Annotated in this window: 17 protein-coding genes; 9 read left to right on the top strand and 8 right to left on the bottom strand. The window is 71.8% G+C overall.

All coding sequences use genetic code 11. The annotated features are described in order from the left end of the window. Positions 1–62 precede the first annotated feature (62 nt). The 3 genes from ACWGJO_RS13925 (at position 63) to ACWGJO_RS13915 (ending at position 3,159) form a co-directional block, all read left to right on the top strand. Entirely contained in the window at positions 63–1,034 is a 972-nt protein-coding gene (locus ACWGJO_RS13925; protein WP_452183609.1) for a hypothetical protein, read from the top strand. An 82-nt stretch (positions 1,035–1,116) separates the two neighbouring features. Then, the gene (locus tag ACWGJO_RS13920) at positions 1,117–2,220 is read left to right on the top strand and encodes an NAD(P)/FAD-dependent oxidoreductase (protein WP_452183608.1); all 1,104 of its coding nucleotides are present in this window, start codon (positions 1,117–1,119) and stop codon (positions 2,218–2,220) included. Positions 2,221–2,262: 42 nt separating this feature from the next. Further along, entirely contained in the window at positions 2,263–3,159 is an 897-nt protein-coding gene (locus tag ACWGJO_RS13915; protein WP_452183607.1) for a class I SAM-dependent methyltransferase, read from the top strand. A gap of 84 nt (positions 3,160–3,243) precedes the next feature. On the opposite strand, the gene ACWGJO_RS13910 is transcribed toward ACWGJO_RS13915, so the two are convergent. From ACWGJO_RS13910 to ACWGJO_RS13895, 4 genes are all read right to left on the bottom strand, one after another. Next, on the bottom strand, positions 3,244–4,083 hold the full coding sequence (locus ACWGJO_RS13910) for an alpha/beta fold hydrolase (RefSeq protein WP_452183606.1): 840 nt from the start codon (positions 4,081–4,083) through the stop codon (positions 3,244–3,246). Between the two features lie 71 nt (positions 4,084–4,154). Then, positions 4,155–5,888, bottom strand: coding sequence for a methionine--tRNA ligase (metG, locus tag ACWGJO_RS13905; protein ID WP_452183605.1), 1,734 nt, complete (start codon positions 5,886–5,888; stop codon positions 4,155–4,157). A 172-nt stretch (positions 5,889–6,060) separates the two neighbouring features. Beyond that, the gene (locus tag ACWGJO_RS13900; protein ID WP_452183604.1) at positions 6,061–6,261 is read right to left on the bottom strand and encodes a DUF397 domain-containing protein; all 201 of its coding nucleotides are present in this window, start codon (positions 6,259–6,261) and stop codon (positions 6,061–6,063) included. Continuing rightward, entirely contained in the window at positions 6,258–7,106 is an 849-nt protein-coding gene (locus tag ACWGJO_RS13895) for a helix-turn-helix domain-containing protein (protein WP_359897983.1), read from the bottom strand. Before ACWGJO_RS13895 ends, ACWGJO_RS13900 begins: the two co-directional genes overlap by 4 nt. Before the next feature lie 356 nt (positions 7,107–7,462). Here ACWGJO_RS13895 and ACWGJO_RS13890 point away from each other — a divergent pair, with 356 nt between their 5' ends. Next, entirely contained in the window at positions 7,463–7,618 is a 156-nt protein-coding gene (locus tag ACWGJO_RS13890) for a hypothetical protein (RefSeq protein ID WP_452183603.1), read from the top strand. Between the two features lie 25 nt (positions 7,619–7,643). Here the strand turns inward: ACWGJO_RS13890 and ACWGJO_RS13885 are convergent, their stop codons facing one another. Further along, complete coding sequence (locus tag ACWGJO_RS13885; protein ID WP_452183602.1) at positions 7,644–8,246, bottom strand: GNAT family N-acetyltransferase; 603 nt, start codon at positions 8,244–8,246, stop codon at positions 7,644–7,646. Positions 8,247–8,473: 227 nt separating this feature from the next. Next, positions 8,474–9,757, bottom strand: a complete 1,284-nt coding sequence (locus ACWGJO_RS13880; protein WP_359897977.1) for an adenylosuccinate synthase — start codon at positions 9,755–9,757, stop codon at positions 8,474–8,476. Between the two features lie 126 nt (positions 9,758–9,883). Between ACWGJO_RS13880 and ACWGJO_RS13875 the strand changes: the two genes are divergently transcribed. The 3 genes from ACWGJO_RS13875 to purM all read left to right on the top strand — a co-directional run bounded on the left by ACWGJO_RS13875 (position 9,884) and on the right by purM (position 13,791). After that, positions 9,884–10,729 carry a diacylglycerol kinase family protein gene (locus ACWGJO_RS13875; protein WP_380546262.1) on the top strand — a complete coding sequence of 282 codons (846 nt, stop codon included), beginning with the start codon at positions 9,884–9,886 and terminating at the stop codon, positions 10,727–10,729. A gap of 292 nt (positions 10,730–11,021) precedes the next feature. Continuing rightward, positions 11,022–12,605 (top strand): amidophosphoribosyltransferase, encoded by a 1,584-nt coding sequence (gene purF, locus ACWGJO_RS13870; RefSeq protein ID WP_452183601.1) that lies wholly within the window; start codon positions 11,022–11,024, stop codon positions 12,603–12,605. A gap of 100 nt (positions 12,606–12,705) precedes the next feature. Further along, on the top strand, positions 12,706–13,791 hold the full coding sequence (gene purM, locus ACWGJO_RS13865) for a phosphoribosylformylglycinamidine cyclo-ligase (protein WP_452183600.1): 1,086 nt from the start codon (positions 12,706–12,708) through the stop codon (positions 13,789–13,791). Positions 13,792–13,992: 201 nt separating this feature from the next. Here the strand turns inward: purM and ACWGJO_RS13860 are convergent, their stop codons facing one another. Both ACWGJO_RS13860 and ACWGJO_RS13855 read right to left on the bottom strand, forming a co-directional pair. Continuing rightward, positions 13,993–14,250 (bottom strand): DUF3073 domain-containing protein, encoded by a 258-nt coding sequence (locus ACWGJO_RS13860; protein WP_359897971.1) that lies wholly within the window; start codon positions 14,248–14,250, stop codon positions 13,993–13,995. 383 nt (positions 14,251–14,633) lie between these two features. Then, positions 14,634–15,791 (bottom strand): Glu/Leu/Phe/Val dehydrogenase dimerization domain-containing protein, encoded by a 1,158-nt coding sequence (locus ACWGJO_RS13855; protein ID WP_452183599.1) that lies wholly within the window; start codon positions 15,789–15,791, stop codon positions 14,634–14,636. Positions 15,792–15,989: 198 nt separating this feature from the next. Here ACWGJO_RS13855 and ACWGJO_RS13850 point away from each other — a divergent pair, with 198 nt between their 5' ends. Next, on the top strand, positions 15,990–16,919 hold the full coding sequence (locus ACWGJO_RS13850; RefSeq protein ID WP_452183598.1) for a hypothetical protein: 930 nt from the start codon (positions 15,990–15,992) through the stop codon (positions 16,917–16,919). 487 nt (positions 16,920–17,406) lie between these two features. Beyond that, entirely contained in the window at positions 17,407–17,613 is a 207-nt protein-coding gene (gene bldC / locus ACWGJO_RS13845; RefSeq protein ID WP_014137253.1) for a developmental transcriptional regulator BldC, read from the top strand. Positions 17,614–18,023: the final 410 nt, after the last annotated feature.

Below are 18,023 nucleotides of genomic sequence, written 5' to 3'. Positions count from 1 at the left end.
GGGGGAGCCGGATCACCGCACCGGGGGAGGAGCGGCGGGGGCGGCGCGGCGAGCCTGTCGGCATGGTGAGGAACGGGTGGGCGGTGACCGGCTGGGGTCTCGGGTACGCCGGGTTCGGGCTGGGGTGCGCGCTGGGCGGGACGCGGCTGTTCGGCGCGGACTGGCCGGGGTGGGTGGTGGCCGCCGTGGGGGTCGCCTCGGCGGCCGCCGGCGTGGCGGTGGTGCGGCGAAAGCCGGTGCGACGGTCGTCGGAGTCGCCGGGGCTGCGGTGGCTGCTGTGGCTGGTGTGCGGGGCGGCCGCGGTCGGGGCCTGGGGTCTGCTGATGGACCTGGTGACGCTGCTGTTCGGCCAGCGGGTGGACAGCGTTCCCGACACGGTGGAGCGCACCCTGGCTGCGGTGGGGGCGGTGCTGCTGGCCCGCACCGCCCCGGGGCTGCGGCTCGGTGCCCGCGGCGGCCCGGGAGCCCGGGCCGAACGGGTGGCGCCGGCTCCCGCGGCGGCCCCGCCGATCGTCCAACTCGCCGCCTGGGCAGGCACGCTGGCGTTCGTGCCGTACGTGCTGATGAAGCTGCTCTGGGCGTTCGGCGGCAGCTTCGCCGGGATCAGCGGCGACCAGATGTACGCGAGCTACGTGCGCAACGGCTCCGCCGGGCTCTGGCTCGCCCTGGAGCGCTGGGGCCTCGACGGCACCGTGCTGCTGGCGCTGCTCGGGGTGTTCCTGCTCTGGGGGCTGGTCCGCCCGTGGGGGCAGGTCTTCCCGCGCTGGACCCTGCCGCTGCGCGGCCGCCGGGTGCCGCGCTGGCTGCCGCTCACCCCGGCCCTGCTGGGCGCGGCTTCGCTGGCGCCGTACGGGGTGGTCGGGATCGGCTACCTGACGCTGTGCACCGCCGGGGTGACGCGGATCAGGCTGGGGGAGTTCGCCAGTGAGCAGAGCGCGCTGGAGATCTCCTGGGTCGGGATGTGCGGGTTCGCCGGGTACGGGGTCGCGCTGGCGGTGGCCGCCCGGTCGTACTGGCGGCGGACGAGGGGGTGACCTCGCAGCGGTTTGCTGAGGCAGCAACAAAGCTTGCCGATGCTGTAGGGCCGGCCGCAGCCTGGCGGTGGAGGTGAGCGCCATGGGCGAGACGGCAGTGACGGCAGGAACGGTCAGGACGACAGGAACGACCGGGATACTCGGGACGACCGGGATCGGGGAACGTGAGCGCTACGACGTGGTGGTGGTCGGCGCCGGAGCGACGGGCCTGAACGCCGCGCTGGTGCTGGGCCGGGCCCGTCGCCGGGTCGCCGTGGTGGACGCCGGCGAGCCGCGCAACGCGCCCGCCGCCCACATGCACGGCTACCTGAGCCGGGACGGCATGCCCCCGGCGGCGCTGCTGGCGGTCGGGCGGGAGGAGGTCGCCCGGTACGGGGTGGACCTGATCGACGCCCGGGTCGAGCACATCGAGTCCGCCGAGCACAGCGAGCACATCGAGTCGGCCGAGCACAGCGATCACATCGATCACATCGAGTCCGCCGATGCGGCCGGGTCCGCCGGGTCGGGCTTCGTGGTCCATCTGGCCGGCGGGCCGGTGCTGCACGCGCGCCGGGTGGTCGTCGCCACCGGGCTGCGGGACGGGCTGCCGGAGCTGCCGGGCCTGGTCGAGCGGTGGGGCCACGACGTGCTGCACTGCCCGTACTGCCACGCCTGGGAGGTCCGCGACCGCCCGCTCGGGGTGCTCGGCACCGGACCGGGGGCGGTCAACCAGGCGTTGCTGCTGCGGCAGTGGTCGGCGGACGTGGTGTTGCTCGCGCACACCCTGGCGCTGACGGACGCCGAGCGGGAACGGCTCGCGGCCCGGGACGTCCGGGTGGTCGAGGGCCGGATCGTCCGCCTGGTGTCCGACGACGGGCGGCTGCGCGGCGTCGAACTCGCCACCGGGCAGGTGGTGCCGCGGGAGGCGGTGTTCGTCTTCCCGCGGCCGGTGCCCCGGGACGCGCTGCTCTTCGGCCTCGACTGCGCCCGGGACGACAACGGCTGGGTCACCACCGACCGGACCGGCCGCACCAGCCTCCCCGGCGTCTGGGCGGTCGGCAACGTCGCCGACCCGCGTGCCCAGGTGGTCACCGCCGCCGGGATGGGCGCGGCGGCGGCCTTCGCACTCGACCACGACCTCGTGGCGGAGGAACTCGACCGGGCGGTGCGGAGGTACCGCGCGTCCGGTGCCGCCCTGCCCGCCTGAGCGGGAAGCTTTCGTCAACCCACCCACGATCGGAGAATCCGGATGTCAGCGCAGCAGCACGGCCACTCCCACGGGCACGGCCACTCCCACTCCCATGGGCACGTTCCCGCCGCCGACTTCGACTGGGACGCGCTCGCCGCGCACCTGGAGCTGGAGGCCGACCTGCGGGCCGGCGCCGTCACCGAGGCCGGGCGGTGGCTGCTCGGCCTGCACGGGGAGGGCGAGGTGCGGCGGGTCCTCGACGTCGGCAGCGGCCCCGGGGTGATCGCCGGACTGCTGGCGGAGGTCTTCCCGGCGGCCGAGGTGGTGGCGGTCGACCAGTCGGCCGCCCTGCTGGAGCGCGCCCGGACCCGCTCCGGCGGTCGTCTCGGCACCCAACAGGCCGACCTGCCCGAGGAGTTCGGCAAGCTCGGCGAGGCCGACCTGATCTGGTCCGGCAACGCCGTCCACCACCTGGGCGACCAGCAGGCCGCGCTCACCTCGCTCGCCGGGGCACTTCGGCCCGGCGGTCTGCTCGCCGTCGCGGAGAGCGGCCTGCCGGCGCGCTACCTGCCGCGCGACTTCGGCCTCGGCCGGCCCGGCTTCCAGGCCCGGATGGACGCCGCCCACGAGGACGGCTTCAGCGCCATGCGGGCCGAACTGCCAGGCAGCACACAGGATATCGAGGACTGGCCGGCCATGCTGCGGCGGGCCGGACTGACCCCGACCGGCACCCGCACCTTCCTGGTCGACCACCCCGCCCCGCTCGCCGGGCCCCTCCGCGGCTACCTGCACACCCAGCTGACCCGGCGCCACGACCAGCTCGCCGAGCAGCTCGACGCCGAGGACCGGGCCACCCTGGAGGCCCTGCTCGCCGAGGACGCCCCCACCGGCATCCTGCACCGTCCGGACGCCTTCTACCTGTCCGCGATGACCGTCCACACGGCCCGCCGGGACTGATCCGGCGGCCGCGGGGTCCTCGACCGTACGGACGGCAGCCGTCGGCCCTCGACCGTACAGCCGGCGACCGTACGGTCCGCGGCGTCAGCCCACGAGGAAGGCGGCCACCGTACGGGTGAAGGCGGCCGGATCGTCGAGCCACGGGTAGTGGCCGGCGCCGAGCTGGACGGCGGCGCGGGCGTGGCGGAACAGCGCGGCCGCGGCGCGGACCGCCCCGGGCCGCGGGTCGGGATCGTACTCGCCGGCCAACAGCAGTGTCGGCACCGGGAGTTCGGCGACGGCGGCGCGGACGGCGGCGGGCCGGAAGCCGCCGCCGTGGTACGCCGCGGCGGCCTCCGGGTGGCTCTGGACGGCGCAGTCGGCCTCGTGGGCGCGGGCGGTGGCGTTCCAGTCGCCGTGGAAGAGCGGCGCCACGGCGTCGGGGTCGGCGGCGCCGCCGGCGAAGGCGGCGCGGACGGCGGCCCGGGCGGCCGGGTACCACTCCTCGTCGGCGAGGCCGCGGGTCTCGGCCGCCTCGCGGTAGTCGTCCTCGGTGGCGGTGCCGCCGAGGATCCGGAGGCTGGGCGTGACCAGCACCAGCCGGCCGGTGCGCCCGGGGTGCCGCAGCGCGTACAGGGTGGCGAGCGAGCAGCCGGCGGAGTGGGCGAGGAGGTCGGCCCGGTCGAGCCCGAGGTGCGCCCGGAACGCCTCGACGTCGGCCACCTGCCGGTCGACCCGGTAGCCCGCCGGGTCGGCCGGGCGCGCCGATCGGCCCGTGCCGCGCAGGTCGAGGACGTGCAGGGCGCGGTGCGCGCCGAGGCCGCCGAGGTCGCCGAGGTACGCGGCGTCGCGCATCGGGCCGCCGGCGAGGACGAGCAGTGGCTCGCCCTCGCCGAGGACGCGGTAGCCGAGCGGGGTGCCGTCGGGGCCGGTGAAGGTCGTCATCGAAGGATCGTGGCAACCGCCGGCCGTCCAGGGCAACGGGAAATCGGCCGGGCGCCGCGCAGCCGGGCCGGTCAGCCCGCCGAGCCGCCGAAGCGCGCCGTCCAGGCCGCCAGGTCCTCGTCCGTGATCTTGGCGAACAGCACCGGCGGCACCGTGAACGCCGTCCCGGCCGGCACCAGGTCCAGCGCCCGCGCCTCCTGCGGGGCGATCCAGTCCCGGGTGGCGGCCGGGGACTCCTCGGGCAGCGCGAAGGCCCCGCGCATCGCCGCCGCGGTGGCCGGGATGAACGGTTCGGAGACCACCGCGTACAGGTGGATCAGGTTCATCGCGGTGCGCAGGGTCAGTGCCGCCGCCTCCGAGTCGGTCTTCACCTGCAGCCAGGGCGCCTTCTCGTCCAGGTACGCGTTGCCCGCGCTCCACAGCGCGCGCAGGGCCTGCGCCGCCTTGCGGAAGTTGAGCGCGTCCAGCTGGGCCTCGTACTCGGCGAGCAGCGCGGCGACCTGCTCGCCGAGGCGCTGCTCGGCCCGGCCCGGCGCGTGCCCGCCCGGGACGTCGTCGCCGAAGCGCTTGCGGCTGAAGGAGAGCACCCGGTTGACGAAGTTGCCGAGGGTGTCGGCGAGGTCCTTGTTGACCACCGAGGCGAACAGGTCCCAGGTGAAGCTGGAGTCGTCCGACTCGGGCGCGTGCGCCATCAGGAAGTAGCGCCAGTAGTCGGCGGGCAGCAGCTCCAGCGCGACGTCGGTGAAGACGCCGCGCTTCTGGCTGGTGGAGAACTTCCCGCCGTAGTACGTCAGCCAGTTGAAGGCCTTGACGTAGTCGACCTTCTTCCACGGACGGCGCGAGCCGAGCAGCGTGGCCGGGAACATCACGGTGTGGAACGGGACGTTGTCCTTGGCCATGAACTCGGTGTAGCGGACGGTCTCGTCGACCTCGTACCACCAGGACTTCCAGTCCCGCAGCTGCCCGGCCGGGGCCGCGTCCGCCCATTCCTTGGTGGCGCCGATGTACTCGATCGGGGCGTCGAACCAGACGTAGAACACCTTGCCCTCGGCGGCCAGTTCGGGCCACACGTCGGCCGGCACCGGGACGCCCCACTCCAGGTCGCGGGTGATCGAGCGGTCCTGGAGGCCCTCGGTCAGCCACTTGCGGGCGATCGAGGAGGCCAGCACCGGCCAGTCGTCGGCGTGGGCGGCGACCCAGTCCCCGACCTCCTCGGTGAGCTTGGACTGGAGCAGGAACAGGTGGCGGGTCTCCCGGACCTCCAGGTCGGAGCTGCCGCTGATCGCCGAGCGCGGCTCCAGCAGGTCGGTCGGGTCGAGCACCCGGGTGCAGTTCTCGCACTGGTCGCCGCGGGCCTTGTCGTAGCCGCAGTGCGGGCAGGTGCCGACGATGTAGCGGTCCGGCAGGAAGCGGGCGTCGGCGTTGGAGTACACCTGGCGGATCGCGCGCTCCTCGATGAAGCCGTTGCGCTGCAGCTCGCGGGCGATCTCCTGGGTGATCTCCCGGTTCTGCGGCGAGGAGCTGCGGCCGAAGTGGTCGAAGGAGAGCCCGAAGCCCTCGTACACCGCCCGCTGCGCGTCGTGTGCCCGGGCGCAGAACTCCGCGACGGGCAACCCGGCTTCCTGGGCGGCCAGTTCGGCGGGCGTGCCGTGCTCGTCGGTGGCGCAGATGAACAGCACTTCGTGCCCTCGTCGGCGCAGGTACCGGGCGTGGACGTCCGCCGGGAGCATGGACCCGACCATGTTGCCCAGGTGCTTGATCCCGTTGATGTACGGAAGGGCGCTGGTGATCAGGTGCCGAGCCATCCTCGGATGCTCCGATTTCTCCCGCACGCGCACCCCACCCGGAGTGCCGTGTCAGGCGCAGGGGTCCACTGTGGGCTGCAAGCCTAGGGCAAGCGCAGGGCCCTGGCGCGCGCGGCGGGCCGGGGCGGACGGCACTTCCGGGGCGGCGTGGACGGCGCGTCCGGGCCGGGTGTCACGGCCGGGTGAAGTCGCCGTACCGGTCGAACTCCCCGGACTTCACCCCGCGGACGAAGGCGGCCCACTTGCGGGGGGTGGTCTGCACGACGACCTCGGGCCGGTCGGACTCGCGGATCTCCACCAGCTCGCCCGCCGATCTGACCTCGACGCAGTCGGTGCTCTCGCCGCTGGCCGAGGCCTTGCGCCAGGCACTCATGCGAAGTCTTTCAGCAAGGCCCGGATGAAGTCCCGGGACTCGTCCGGCCCGAGCGCGATGGCCGCGGTCTCCTCCTTGATCCGGCGGTAGGAGGCCAATTCGGCCTGGGTGTGCACGAATTTCGGCCCGTGGGAGAGATCGATCTGGACGGTGTCGAGTTCCGGGACGGGACCGCGGGCGAGGTACAGGCTCTCTCCGGAGCCGGTGTAGGTGGGCACGCTGAACGGGATCACCCGGATCTCCACACCGGGCCGTTCGGAATTCTCCAACAGGCTCCGCAACTGGTCGCGCAGTACTTCCGGACCGCCGAACTGCATGCGCAGCGCGGACTCGTGCAGGAATGCGCTGTACGGCTTCGGGTGGTCGACGAAGATCTGCTGGCGCCGAATCCGGAATGCCTTCCGGACGTCGGCCTCCTGCCGGTACTGCGGGGGGAGCCGCTCGAACACCGCGGCGGCGTACTCCGGGGTCTGCAGCAGTCCGGGGATGAAGGTGCTGTTCAGGATGGAGAGGGAGGACGCGTGGTGCTCCATCTCCGCGATGTCGATGATCGCGTTCGGCAGCCGGCCGCGGTAGCCGTCCCACCAGTACTTGCGCCGGTCCTGAGTCATCGTCAGCAGTGCGTCCAGGTAGGGGCCGTCCGCGCATCCGCAGGTGAGTGCCCAGATCCGGAGCCGCTCGGCGCTGATGCCCGACTTCCCGTTCTCCATCTGGGAGATCTTGGGCAGGTCGGTGCCGATGGTGGCGGCCAGGCTCTTGGGCGTGACGCCCACGAGCTCGCGCATCCTGCGCAACTCGATCCCGAGGCGCTGCTGGCGCACGGTCGGCGACAAGCGGGGTGGCATGACTCTCTTCTCCGGGTCGCGGCTGGCGTCGATGCTTCCGGTGAAGTGTGCCGCGCGTGCCGGGCCCTAGCTACCGAAATGGGGGATACCCCACGATGGAGTGAACGTCCTTCCGCTCGGTAGCAACTCTGGCACCTTGACCCTATGGTCATCCGTGTCACTCGCTGACTTGTTGCCGCCTAAACAGTCGTCAAACAGTCGTCAATCGGCCGTCAATCGGCCGTAATGACACATCAGATGCATGGTCGCGGCGCCCGAAATCATCGACCGGAGACAGCCATGCCCCTCCCCTCTGCACTCGGCCTTCCCCATCGGCCCCATCGGCCCCACCCGTCCCGGCGCATTTCCGCATCCCGGTGAATGCGCTTCTCGTCGCCGGATTGTCGGCGCTCCTGCTCGCCGTCCTGTTCGTCGGCTGGCTGGTCTGGCTGGTGAACATCAGGCCCTCCGAACTCCGCGCGGTGAAACGCGAGTTGGCGGCCGGCCATGCCGCCGCGGGGGACCGGAAGTAGCCGCCGCGGCCGGCCGGGGCGCGGCTCAGCCCCGGGAGAGCCGTTCCGTCAGCCGGGACTCGGCCGCCGGCCACTCGTCGGCGAGCATCGAGAAGTAGACGCTGTCCCGCCAGCTGCCGTCGGGGCGCAGCCGGTGGCGGCGCAGGGTCCCCTCGTACTGGGCGCCGAGGCGCAGGACCGCGGCGCGGGAGCGCTCGTTGCGGGCGTCGGTCTTCCAGAAGACCCGGCCCATGCCGAGGTCCTCGAAGGCGTGGCGCAGGAGCAGCAGCTTGGCCTCGGTGTTGACCGCCGTGCGCCAGACCGAGCGGGCGTACCAGGTGCCGCCGATCTCCACGGACTCGTCCGGCGCGCTGTGGTCGTGGTAGCCGGTGACGCCGACGGCCCGGCCGCTCGCGAGGTCGACGGCGGCGAAGTTCACCGACTCGCCCGCGGCCGCTTCCGCGATCCGGGTGTCGAGGATCGCGCCGAGCTCCTCCTGCGAGCCGGGCGGCGGCGACATGGTCCAGCGCCAGACGTCGGTGTCGGGGCCGATGGCGGTCCAGAGGTCGGCGAGGTGGCGGCGCTCCAGCGGCTCCAGGCGGATGTGGCGGCCGGTGAGGGTGACGGGTGCGGGCTGCTTCGCGGTCATGATCCGAACGTAGCCCGATTGTGCACTAGAGGCAATAGATGTTTGAACTAGTGCAAAAGCCCCGATGTGAAAGCCCCGATGTGAAAGACCCGAAGCGAAAGACCCGAAGCGAAAGACCCGAAGCGAAAGATCCAGTGCGGAGGGTCCGGCGCGGAGGATCCGGGACGACGAAGGGCCCCGCAGGACGGTGCGTCCTGCGGGGCCCTCGGTGAAGAGCGGGTTCCGGCTCAGATGAACGAGTTGATCTGGATCGTCTCGTCGCGGCCCGGGCCGACGCCGATGGCGGAGATCGGCGCGCCCGACATCTCTTCCAGCGCCTTCACGTACGCCTGGGCGTTCTTCGGCAGATCGGCGAAGGACTTCGCCTTGCTGATGTCCTCGGTCCAGCCCGGCAGCGTCTCGTAGATCGGCTTGGCGTGGTGGAAGTCCGACTGGTTGTAGGGGAGCTCCTCGACCCGCTTGCCGTCGATCTCGTACGCGACGCAGACCGGGATCTGCTCCCAGCCGGTCAGCACGTCCAGCTTGGTGAGGAAGAAGTCGGTGAGGCCGTTGACCCGGGTCGCGTAGCGCGCGATCACGGCGTCGAACCAGCCGCAGCGGCGGTCGCGGCCGGTGGTGACACCGCGCTCGCCGCCGATCCGGCGCAGCGCCTCGCCGTCCGCGTCGAGCAGCTCGGTCGGGAACGGGCCGGAGCCGACGCGGGTGGTGTAGGCCTTGAGGATGCCGATGACCCGGTCGATCTTGGTCGGGCCGATGCCGGCGCCGGTGCAGGCGCCGCCCGCGGTCGGGTTCGACGAGGTCACGAAGGGGTACGTGCCGTGGTCGACGTCGAGCAGGGTGCCCTGGCCGCCCTCCAGCAGGACGACCTTGTCCGCCTTCAGCGCCTCGTCCAGGACGAGGGTGGTGTCGGAGAGGAAGGGCTTGATCTTCTCCGCGTAGCCCAGGTACTCCTCGACCACCAGGTCGGCCGGGATGGTGCGGCGGTTGTACAGCTTGACCAGGATCTGGTTCTTGTCGTGCAGCGCCGCCTCGATCTTCTGGCGCAGGATCGACTCGTCGAACAGGTCCTGGACCCGGATGCCGACGCGGTTGATCTTGTCCGCGTAGGTCGGGCCGATGCCGCGGCCGGTGGTGCCGATCCGGCGCTTGCCGAGGAAGCGCTCGGTGACCTTGTCCAGGGTGCGGTGGTACGGCGTGATCAGGTGGGCGTTGCCCGAGATCAGCAGCTTGGAGGTGTCGATGCCGCGCTCGTTCAGGCCGGCCAGCTCGGAGAGCAGCACGGCCGGGTCGATCACGACGCCGTTGCCGATCACCGGCGTCACGTTCGGGCTGAGGATTCCGGAAGGGAGCAGGTGCAGGGCGTACTTCTGGTCGCCGATGACCACCGTGTGACCGGCGTTGTTGCCGCCCTGGTAGCGGACCACGTAGTCCACGGAGCCACCGAGGAGGTCGGTGGCCTTCCCCTTGCCCTCGTCTCCCCACTGAGCGCCAACGAGCACGAGTGCCGGCACAGGCGTACACCCCTTCCGGTTGGGGCATCCTGCGTAGGCCGCAGTCTGCCCCGAGATAGACGAAGCCCCTGGCGCAATGGCGCAAGGGGCTCTTGCACCGAGAGATTACCTGAGGAAGGACCGGTCGTGTCGTCCCTGTCCACGCCTGCTACCGGCGGCCCGGAGCCGCTCCTGCTGCTCCTCGACCCGGTGGCCCGGCAGACCGACGGCGAGTCGGTGCGGATCGCGAAGGACGTGCTCTGCGGGGGCGCGGACGTGAAGGTGGCCTTTCCGGAGAGCCCTTCCGAGCTCGACCGGGTGCTTTCGCACCGGGGCCGGAGGCGACCGGTGGTGATCGGTTCCGACCTCGCGCTGCAGCGGGTGCTCCAGGCCCTGCATCGCCAGCGTGAGCTGGGCACGGAACCGGTGGGGATGGTTCCGGTCGGCCGCTCGCAGGAGCTGGCGGCGGCCCGCGCGCTCGGCGTGCCGGGGGAGCCGGTGCGGGCCGCGCGGGCGGTGCTGTCGGGTGCGCCGCGCCGGCTGGACCTGCTGGTGGACGACGGTGGCGGGGTGGCGCTGGGCGGGGTGCGGATCACCGGCGGGGGTGCGCGGCGCATGGTGGGCCGTTCGGGTGGCTGGCGTTCGCTATGGGCGAAACTGGCTGCGGCCGAGCAGGCGAACGCACTCACTCCGGACGGCGCCGACCACAGCTCCCGGGTCCGGGTCGAGGCAGACGGCCGACTGCTCGCGGACGTCCACCGGCCGGTCCGGCTGGTCCAGGTCACGCTCCCGTCCGGCGCCTCGGACGGGACGGGCGAGATGGAGGTGGTGGTCGCCGCCTCCGGCGCCCTGGTGCGCGCCCGGGCGGCGAGCGTGTCGGTGGTCGGACGGGGCTTCGACTACGAGGCCGACGGGCGCCCGGTCGGTCCGGTCCGGGCGCGGACCTGGACGGTGCACCCGGGAGCCTGGGGCCTGCTGCTGCCGGCCGCCTGACCGCCCGCCCGCCCGAACGCCCGCCGGACCGGTGGGCGACCGGCGGGCGACGGGTGGGGGAACGCCGGGTGAGCAGGCTCACGTTCGTCCGTGCCCGGACCCCCGCCGCCGCGCACCCGGAACTCCCCAACAGGCGCGAACCACAAGGCCAAGCGCCGCCCGCCGGAATTCCCCCCACCCGAAATCCCCGGCCGGTAAGGGGTTTTGTCTACGCGCATCAACTCGCGATCGCCGGACAAACCCGCAGTCCCGGGGTCCGACAGCCCGGGTCAACTGCCCTAGACTCGAAGGCGTGCCACGTGGTGACGGAAGACTCAACCACGATCTTCTTCCCGGTGAGAAAGGCCCCCAGGACGCTTGTGGCGTCTTCGGTGTCTGGGCTCCCGGCGAGGAGGTCGCCAAGCTCACGTTCTTCGGCCTTTACGCCCTGCAGCACCGCGGTCAGGAATCCGCGGGCATCGCAGTGAGCAACGGCTCCCAGATTCTCGTCTTCAAGGACATGGGCCTCGTTTCCCAGGTCTTCGACGAGGCCTCGCTGGGGTCGTTGCACGGGCATATCGCCGTCGGACACGCCCGCTACTCGACCACCGGTTCCTCGGTCTGGGAGAACGCCCAGCCGACCTTCCGGGCGACCGTTCACGGTTCGCTGGCCCTCGGGCACAACGGAAACCTGGTGAACACCGCCGAACTGGCGGCCATGGTCGCCGAACTCCCCGGCGAGGAGCACGTCTCGCGCTCCGGCCGGAGCGCCGCGACCAATGACACCGACCTGGTGACGGCGCTGCTCGCCGGCCACCCGGACCTCTCCATCGAGGAGACGGCCAAGGTCGTGCTGCCCCAGGTCAAGGGCGCGTTCTCGCTCGTCTTCATGGACGAGCACACCCTCTACGCCGCCCGTGACCCGCAGGGCATCCGCCCGCTGGTGCTCGGCCGGCTGGAGCGCGGCTGGGTGGTCGCCTCCGAGACGGCGGCGCTGGACATCTGCGGCGCCTCCTTCATCCGTGAGGTCGAGCCCGGCGAGCTCATCGCCATCGACGAGAACGGGATGCGCAGCTCCCGGTTCGCCGAGGCCAAGCCCAAGGGCTGCGTCTTCGAGTACGTCTACCTGGCCCGCCCCGACACCTCCATCGCCGGCCGCAACGTGCACCTCTCCCGCGTGGAGATGGGCCGCCGGCTGGCCAAGGAGGCGCCCGTCGATGCCGACCTGGTGATAGCGACGCCCGAGTCCGGCACCCCCGCCGCGATCGGCTACGCCGAGGCCAGCGGCATCCCGTACGGCTCCGGCCTGGTGAAGAACGCCTACGTGGGCCGCACCTTCATCCAGCCCAGCCAGACGATCCGCCAGCTCGGCATCCGGCTCAAGCTCAACCCGCTGCGCGAGGTCATCGCGGGCAAGCGCCTGGTGGTCGTGGACGACTCGATCGTGCGCGGCAACACCCAGCGCGCGCTGGTGAAGATGCTCCGCGAGGCCGGCGCCGCCGAGGTCCACATCCGGATCTCCTCGCCGCCGGTGAAGTGGCCCTGCTTCTTCGGCATCGACTTCGCCACCCGCGCCGAGCTGATCGCCAACGGCATGACCATCGAGGAGATCGGCCGCACCCTCGGCGCGGACTCGCTCTCCTACATATCGATCGACGGCATGATCGAGGCCACCGCGCAGCCGAAGGACCGGCTCTGCCGGGCCTGCTTCGACGGCGAGTACCCGATGGAGCTGCCGGACCCGGCGCTGCTCGGCAAACTCCTGCTGGAGGCCGAGATCAAGGGCGGCCAGCAGCCGCCGGCCGTCCGCGGCAAGCCGACCAGCGGCAGCGACCTGGACGGCGTCCAGTCGCTGCTCGGCGGGGCGGGCGCGGCCGCCGCGCTGCGCCGGCCGTAACGAACCGACGGTGGGGTCCCGTGAACCGGGGCCCCACCGCTGTTCCACCCCCTGCTGTTCCGTAGAACCACCCCCACCTGACCCGAAAGGGCCGCACGCAGTGACCAGCAACCAGAACGGTGCCACCTACGCCGCCGCCGGTGTCGACATCGAGGCGGGCGACCGCGCCGTCGAGCTCATGAAGCAGTGGGTGAAGAAGGCCAACCGCCCCGAGGTGGTCGGCGGTCTCGGCGGTTTCGCCGGCCTCTTCGACGCGTCCGCCTTCAAGAACTACGAGCGGCCGCTGCTGGCCTCGGCCACCGACGGCGTGGGGACCAAGGTGGCCATCGCCGCCGCCATGGACAAGCACGACACCATCGGCCACGACCTGGTCGGCATGGTCGTCGACGACCTGGTGGTGTGCGGTGCCGAGCCGCTGTTCATGACCGACTACATCTGCGTCGGCAAGGTCGTCCCGGAGCGGGTCGCCGCGATCGTCAAGGGCATCGCCGAGGGCTGCGCGCTGGCCGGCTGCGCCCTGGTCGGCGGCGAGACCGCCGAGCACCCGGGCCTGCTGGGCCCGGACGAGTACGACGTCGCGGGTGCCGGCACCGGTGTGGTGGAGGCCGACGCGCTGCTCGGCGCGGACCGGGTCCGGGCCGGCGACGTGGTGATCGCGATGGCCGCCTCCGGCCTGCACTCCAACGGCTACTCGCTGGTCCGCCACGTGCTGCTGAACGAGGCCGGCTGGAAGCTGGACCGCAAGGTCGAGGAGTTCGGCCGCACCCTCGGCGAGGAGCTGCTGGAGCCGACCCGGATCTACTCGCTGGACTGCCTGGCGCTCACCCGCGCCACCGAGGTGCACGCCTTCTCGCACGTCACCGGCGGCGGCCTGGCGGCCAACCTGGCCCGGGTCGTCCCGGACGGCCTGCACGCCCGCCTGGACCGCGGCACCTGGACCCCGCTGCCGGTCTTCCAGACCGTCGCCGAGGTCGGCAAGGTGGCCACCCTGGAGATCGAGAAGACGCTGAACATGGGCGTCGGCATGGTCGCGGTCGTCCCGCCGCACTCGGTGGACATCGTGCTGTCGATCCTGGAGGACCGCGGCGTGGAGGCCTGGCTGCTCGGCGACATCGTCGAGCGCGGCGACGGGCACGAGGGCGGTGCGGCCCTCTACAACGCCTACGAGGGCTTCCGCGCGAGCTGACCCCGGCGTGACGACGAGAGGGCCCCTCCGGAGCACCGGAGGGGCCCTCTCGCGTGCGGTGGAGGAGGTCGGCGGACCGTGCGGAACCGGTCGGCGGACCGTACGGGGGAACGCCGGGCGGGGCGGTCCGGCACGAGGGAACGCCGAAGACCGGTCCGGCACCCTGGCGGGTGCCCGAACCGGTCGGCGGGACTGCTGTGGCTACGAGCGGCGGGAGGCCTGGGACGCCCCGGTGCCTGGCCCGTTGTCGTCCTCGTCGTCGAGGTCGGCGTAGCGGGCTGCGTACTCCGCGTACGGGTCGTCCTCCTCCTCCTCCTCGATCGGCTCCGGCTCGATCGAGGCGGTGGACGGAGATACGCCCAGCTCGTTGGACAGACGGTTAGCGTCGAACCCGCCGCTGTTGTACTTCAGCTCGCGGGCGACCTTCGTCTGCTTGGCCTTGGCCCGGCCGCGCCCCATGGGTCGACCCCCTCAACGATGGGGCTCACGGCCCCGAGTCTGACACGTGTTCATGATCAGGTCCGGCCTGCCCGAATGGGAGGACCGTCCCTTGGAGCATTAACGGTACCTGTTTCCGCCGCTGGACGGTACGTCGTCGGTGTGACGTGGCGCGCACCGACCGCACCCGCGACCAGGTCTTCCCAGGTCAAGGGAGGTTTTGCGGCGTTCTGCGCGCTGTCCAGAGGTGTCTGAGGTCCGTCGTTCCAGGACTGATTATCCCCCCTAGGGGGGCCTCGGATCACCCGTTCGGCGGGAGAAGTGAGAATCCGGTTCCACATCGTGATGCGCGGGGGACCGTCCCCACGGCCCCCCGCGCATCACCGGGGTCGGTTGTCGACCCGTCAGGCGCGGCGGGCGCCGGGCAGCAGCACCGTGCGCAGGGCGCTGATCTCGCGCATCCGCTTCTCGGCCAGGCGGTCGGCGGCGACCGCGGGCGGGATGCCGTCGGCCGTCGCCCGGGTGAAGATCTCCAGGGTGGTGTCGAAGATCTTCGTGGCCTTGTTCTTGGCCCGCTCGAAGTTGAAGCCGTCGATCTCGTCGGCGACCTGGATGACGCCGCCGGAGTTCACCAGGTAGTCCGGCGCGTAGAGGATGCCGCGGTCGGCCAGGTCCTTCTCGACGCCCGGGTGGGCCAGCTGGTTGTTGGCCGCGCCGCACACGACGGAGGTGCCGAACTCGCCCAGCGCGGCGACCGTGGCGTCGGTCAGCGCGCCGCCGAGGGCGCAGGGGGCGTAGACGTCCAGCTTGGCCTGGAGCAGGGCGGTGGTGTCGGCGACGACCTCCACCTCCGGGTGGGCGGCGCGCACCCGGTTGACCGCGGCCTCGAAGGGATCGGTGACGACGACCGTGGCGCCGTCCGCGACCAGGTGGCCGACCAGGTAGTGGCCGACCTTGCCGACGCCCGCGACGCCGACCCGCTTGCCGCGCAGGGTCGGCTGGCCCCAGCGGGCCTGGGCGCTGGCGCGCATGCCCTGGAAGACGCCGAAGGCGGTCAGGATGGACGAGTCGCCGGCGCCGCCGTGCTCGGGCGAGCGGCCGGTCACGAACTCGGTCTCGCGGGCGATGACGTCCATGTCCTGGACGTAGGTGCCCACGTCGCAGGCGGTGATGTAGCGGCCGCGCAGGGACTCGACGAAGCGGCCGTAGGCCCGGAGCATCGCCTCGTTCTTGTCCTTGTTCGGGTCGCCGACGATGACGGCCTTGCCGCCACCGAGGTCCAGGCCGGCCAGCGCGTTCTTGTAGGACATTCCGCGGGACAGGTTCAGCGCGTCCTCCAGCGCCGCCTCCTCGGAGGCGTACGGGAAGAAGCGGGTGCCGCCGAGGGCCGGGCCCAGGGCGGTCGAGTGGATGGCGATGATCGCCTTCAGGCCCGAGCTGCGGTCGTGGCAGAGGACGACCTGCTCGTGACCGTCGCCGGGGGCGCCGTCCTGTTCGGTACGGAAGATCCTGCTGAGCACGCCGGGTGCGGAGTGCGTGGCGGGGGTCTGTACGTCGGTCACTGTGGTGACTCCAGTATCGAAGGCCCGCTGCTGTGGTGCGGGCGTCTGAGGCGAAGCGTAGCCGCGCCCGTGCCGCCGATCGGCCGTCTTGTCCGAGCTGGGGCCGGTCGTCCGAGGAGTGAGACGGGAAGGGGACGGGGTGCGGGCGCGAACGGGTTCGGGGGCGCGCCCTCCCGGGGCCGGGCGGTGCGTGCGACCATGCAGGACGTGACCGTCGTACGTACTTCCGTACAACCGCCCTACGCCGCCCACCTGCGGGTCTACGAGCCGCTGGCGGCCTATCCGGAGCCCGAGCGGGCGCACTGGCAGGCCTGTGCGGCGGAGCGCGGTCCGGACGCCGCCGAGCCGTCGCAGCCGGTGGCGGCGGCGGTGCTGGAGGAGCAGCGGGAGGCGCTCGCCGGGCTGGCCGCCCGCACGCCCCGGGCGCTGCCCGAGCGGGAGAGCGGGCGGGCGTACCTGCGGGTGGTGGACGGCGTACTGTACGTCTGCCCGTGGGCGACCCGACTGCGCAGCTGGGAGGCGCTGGAGGAGCTGCGGGCCGGGGCGCCGGTGGCGCTGCTGGACGCCGCGCTGCCGCCGGTGGCCCGGGCGGCCGCCGAGGCGGACCGGGAGCGCTGGCGGGCCGAGCACCCGGACGCCCGGCCGTGGATCCTGACCAGCCGGTGGGAGGTGCCGGTGCGCTGGTTCCTGCCCTTCGGGGACGAGGACCGCTGCTTCGTGCCGGGCGGGGACGGACCCGTGGACGGACCGGGAGGGGAAGGGGAGGAGGGCCCCGGGGGCCGGCCGGCGGCGCTGTTCTACCTGGTGCCGATGGCGCAGGCGCGCCGGCGGGTGGCGCGGGCCTTCCGGGCGCTGCGCGAGGCGGTGCCGGACGGGGAGCTGGTGCAGGGGGCGGAGCGGGTCGGGCGCTGGCTGGAGGAGTTCCATCCGCGCTCGCTGGTGGAACTGGACTACGGGGGCCTGGTGCAGCTGCTGGGCCCGGAGCGGTTGCTGGCGGACCGTTCGGCGGGGGAACTGGAGGAGGGGCTGCGGGCGCTGCGGGCGGGGGACACGGCCGAGGCGTTGCGCGTGTACGGGGAGCTGACGGTGCGGTGGCGCCGGGTGCTGGCGCTGCGGCACGCGAACTGATGTCCGACCGCGCGTGTATGACTGTAAGAGTCCTAAGCACTGCACGTCCGATGACCAAGGTCCTGGTTCGGGTCAATAGCTGCCGAACGTGACACTACTCACCGTTGACGCGAACTTACCCCTATGTGCAAAAATGGGACAACCAGCCCAACTTCACGTGAGCGTGCCCACTTTTGGGTGGTTCTGGAGTCGATGCGTGCTTTGCGGGGAAACGGAGGGTCTGGTCCCTTCGTAACCGGATGTCATCACTATGTGACTGTCCGTTATGGGGTGGTCCATCGCCATCCGTCGGCCTTGAACCCGTGAGGGGTCAATTTTGGCGGTTTGGTCGATAGGGCTGGACGGATGGTGTAGTTGTAGACACCAGGACAAGCCGTTCGTCCTATAACCGACTCGGCCCGTCTATGCCATTTCGGGCATCGCGGGCCAAGGTGCAGAATTTGAAGGATAGAACCGCCCTGGTTCGGTTCTCCCGAGGAGGCCGCTCATGACCGCTCGTACCCCTGATGCTGAGCCGCTGCTGACGCCGGCAGAGGTTGCCACCATGTTCCGCGTGGACCCGAAGACGGTCACTCGCTGGGCAAAGGCAGGCAAGCTGACGTCGATTCGCACGCTCGGTGGTCACCGCCGTTACCGTGAGGCGGAGGTGCGCGCTCTGCTTGCTGGGATTCCCGCCCAGCGCACTGAGGCCTGATAGGCCAAAGGCTCTTTAAAGGGGCCGCTTACCGGACTCCGCCGGGTCCGGTAAGCGGCCCCTTTGTCGTGCCCGCCCGAGGGTGTTCCGTGCCCGGGCGAGTGGTCGGAATGCTGAACTCCGGATAACGATCCGATGCGCGTGGGGCGGGGGGGATTTACAGTGAATAGCTGTACAATTTTACATATTAAATTAGCGGGGTTCCGGGAAGGGTCGCGCAGGGCCGATTCCTGGGGAGGTTCCGTGACGACCGTCACACGGTCCGTCACTTGTGGTCTAGACCTGGCCGGGGTAGTGGGCCGAACGGTCAAAAGCGAGAGGCGCGGAACCAGAAGGTTAAGGGCCCCACGCCCAACGGGCCTCCCCACCGGACATTAACCCCCCACCACCACCAAGAAACGGGGGCGCGC

This window comes from Kitasatospora sp. NPDC054795, assembly GCF_053611565.1.
The sequence above is the reverse complement of the archived record's forward strand: the minus strand, read 5'-3'. Positions and strand labels throughout refer to the sequence as shown.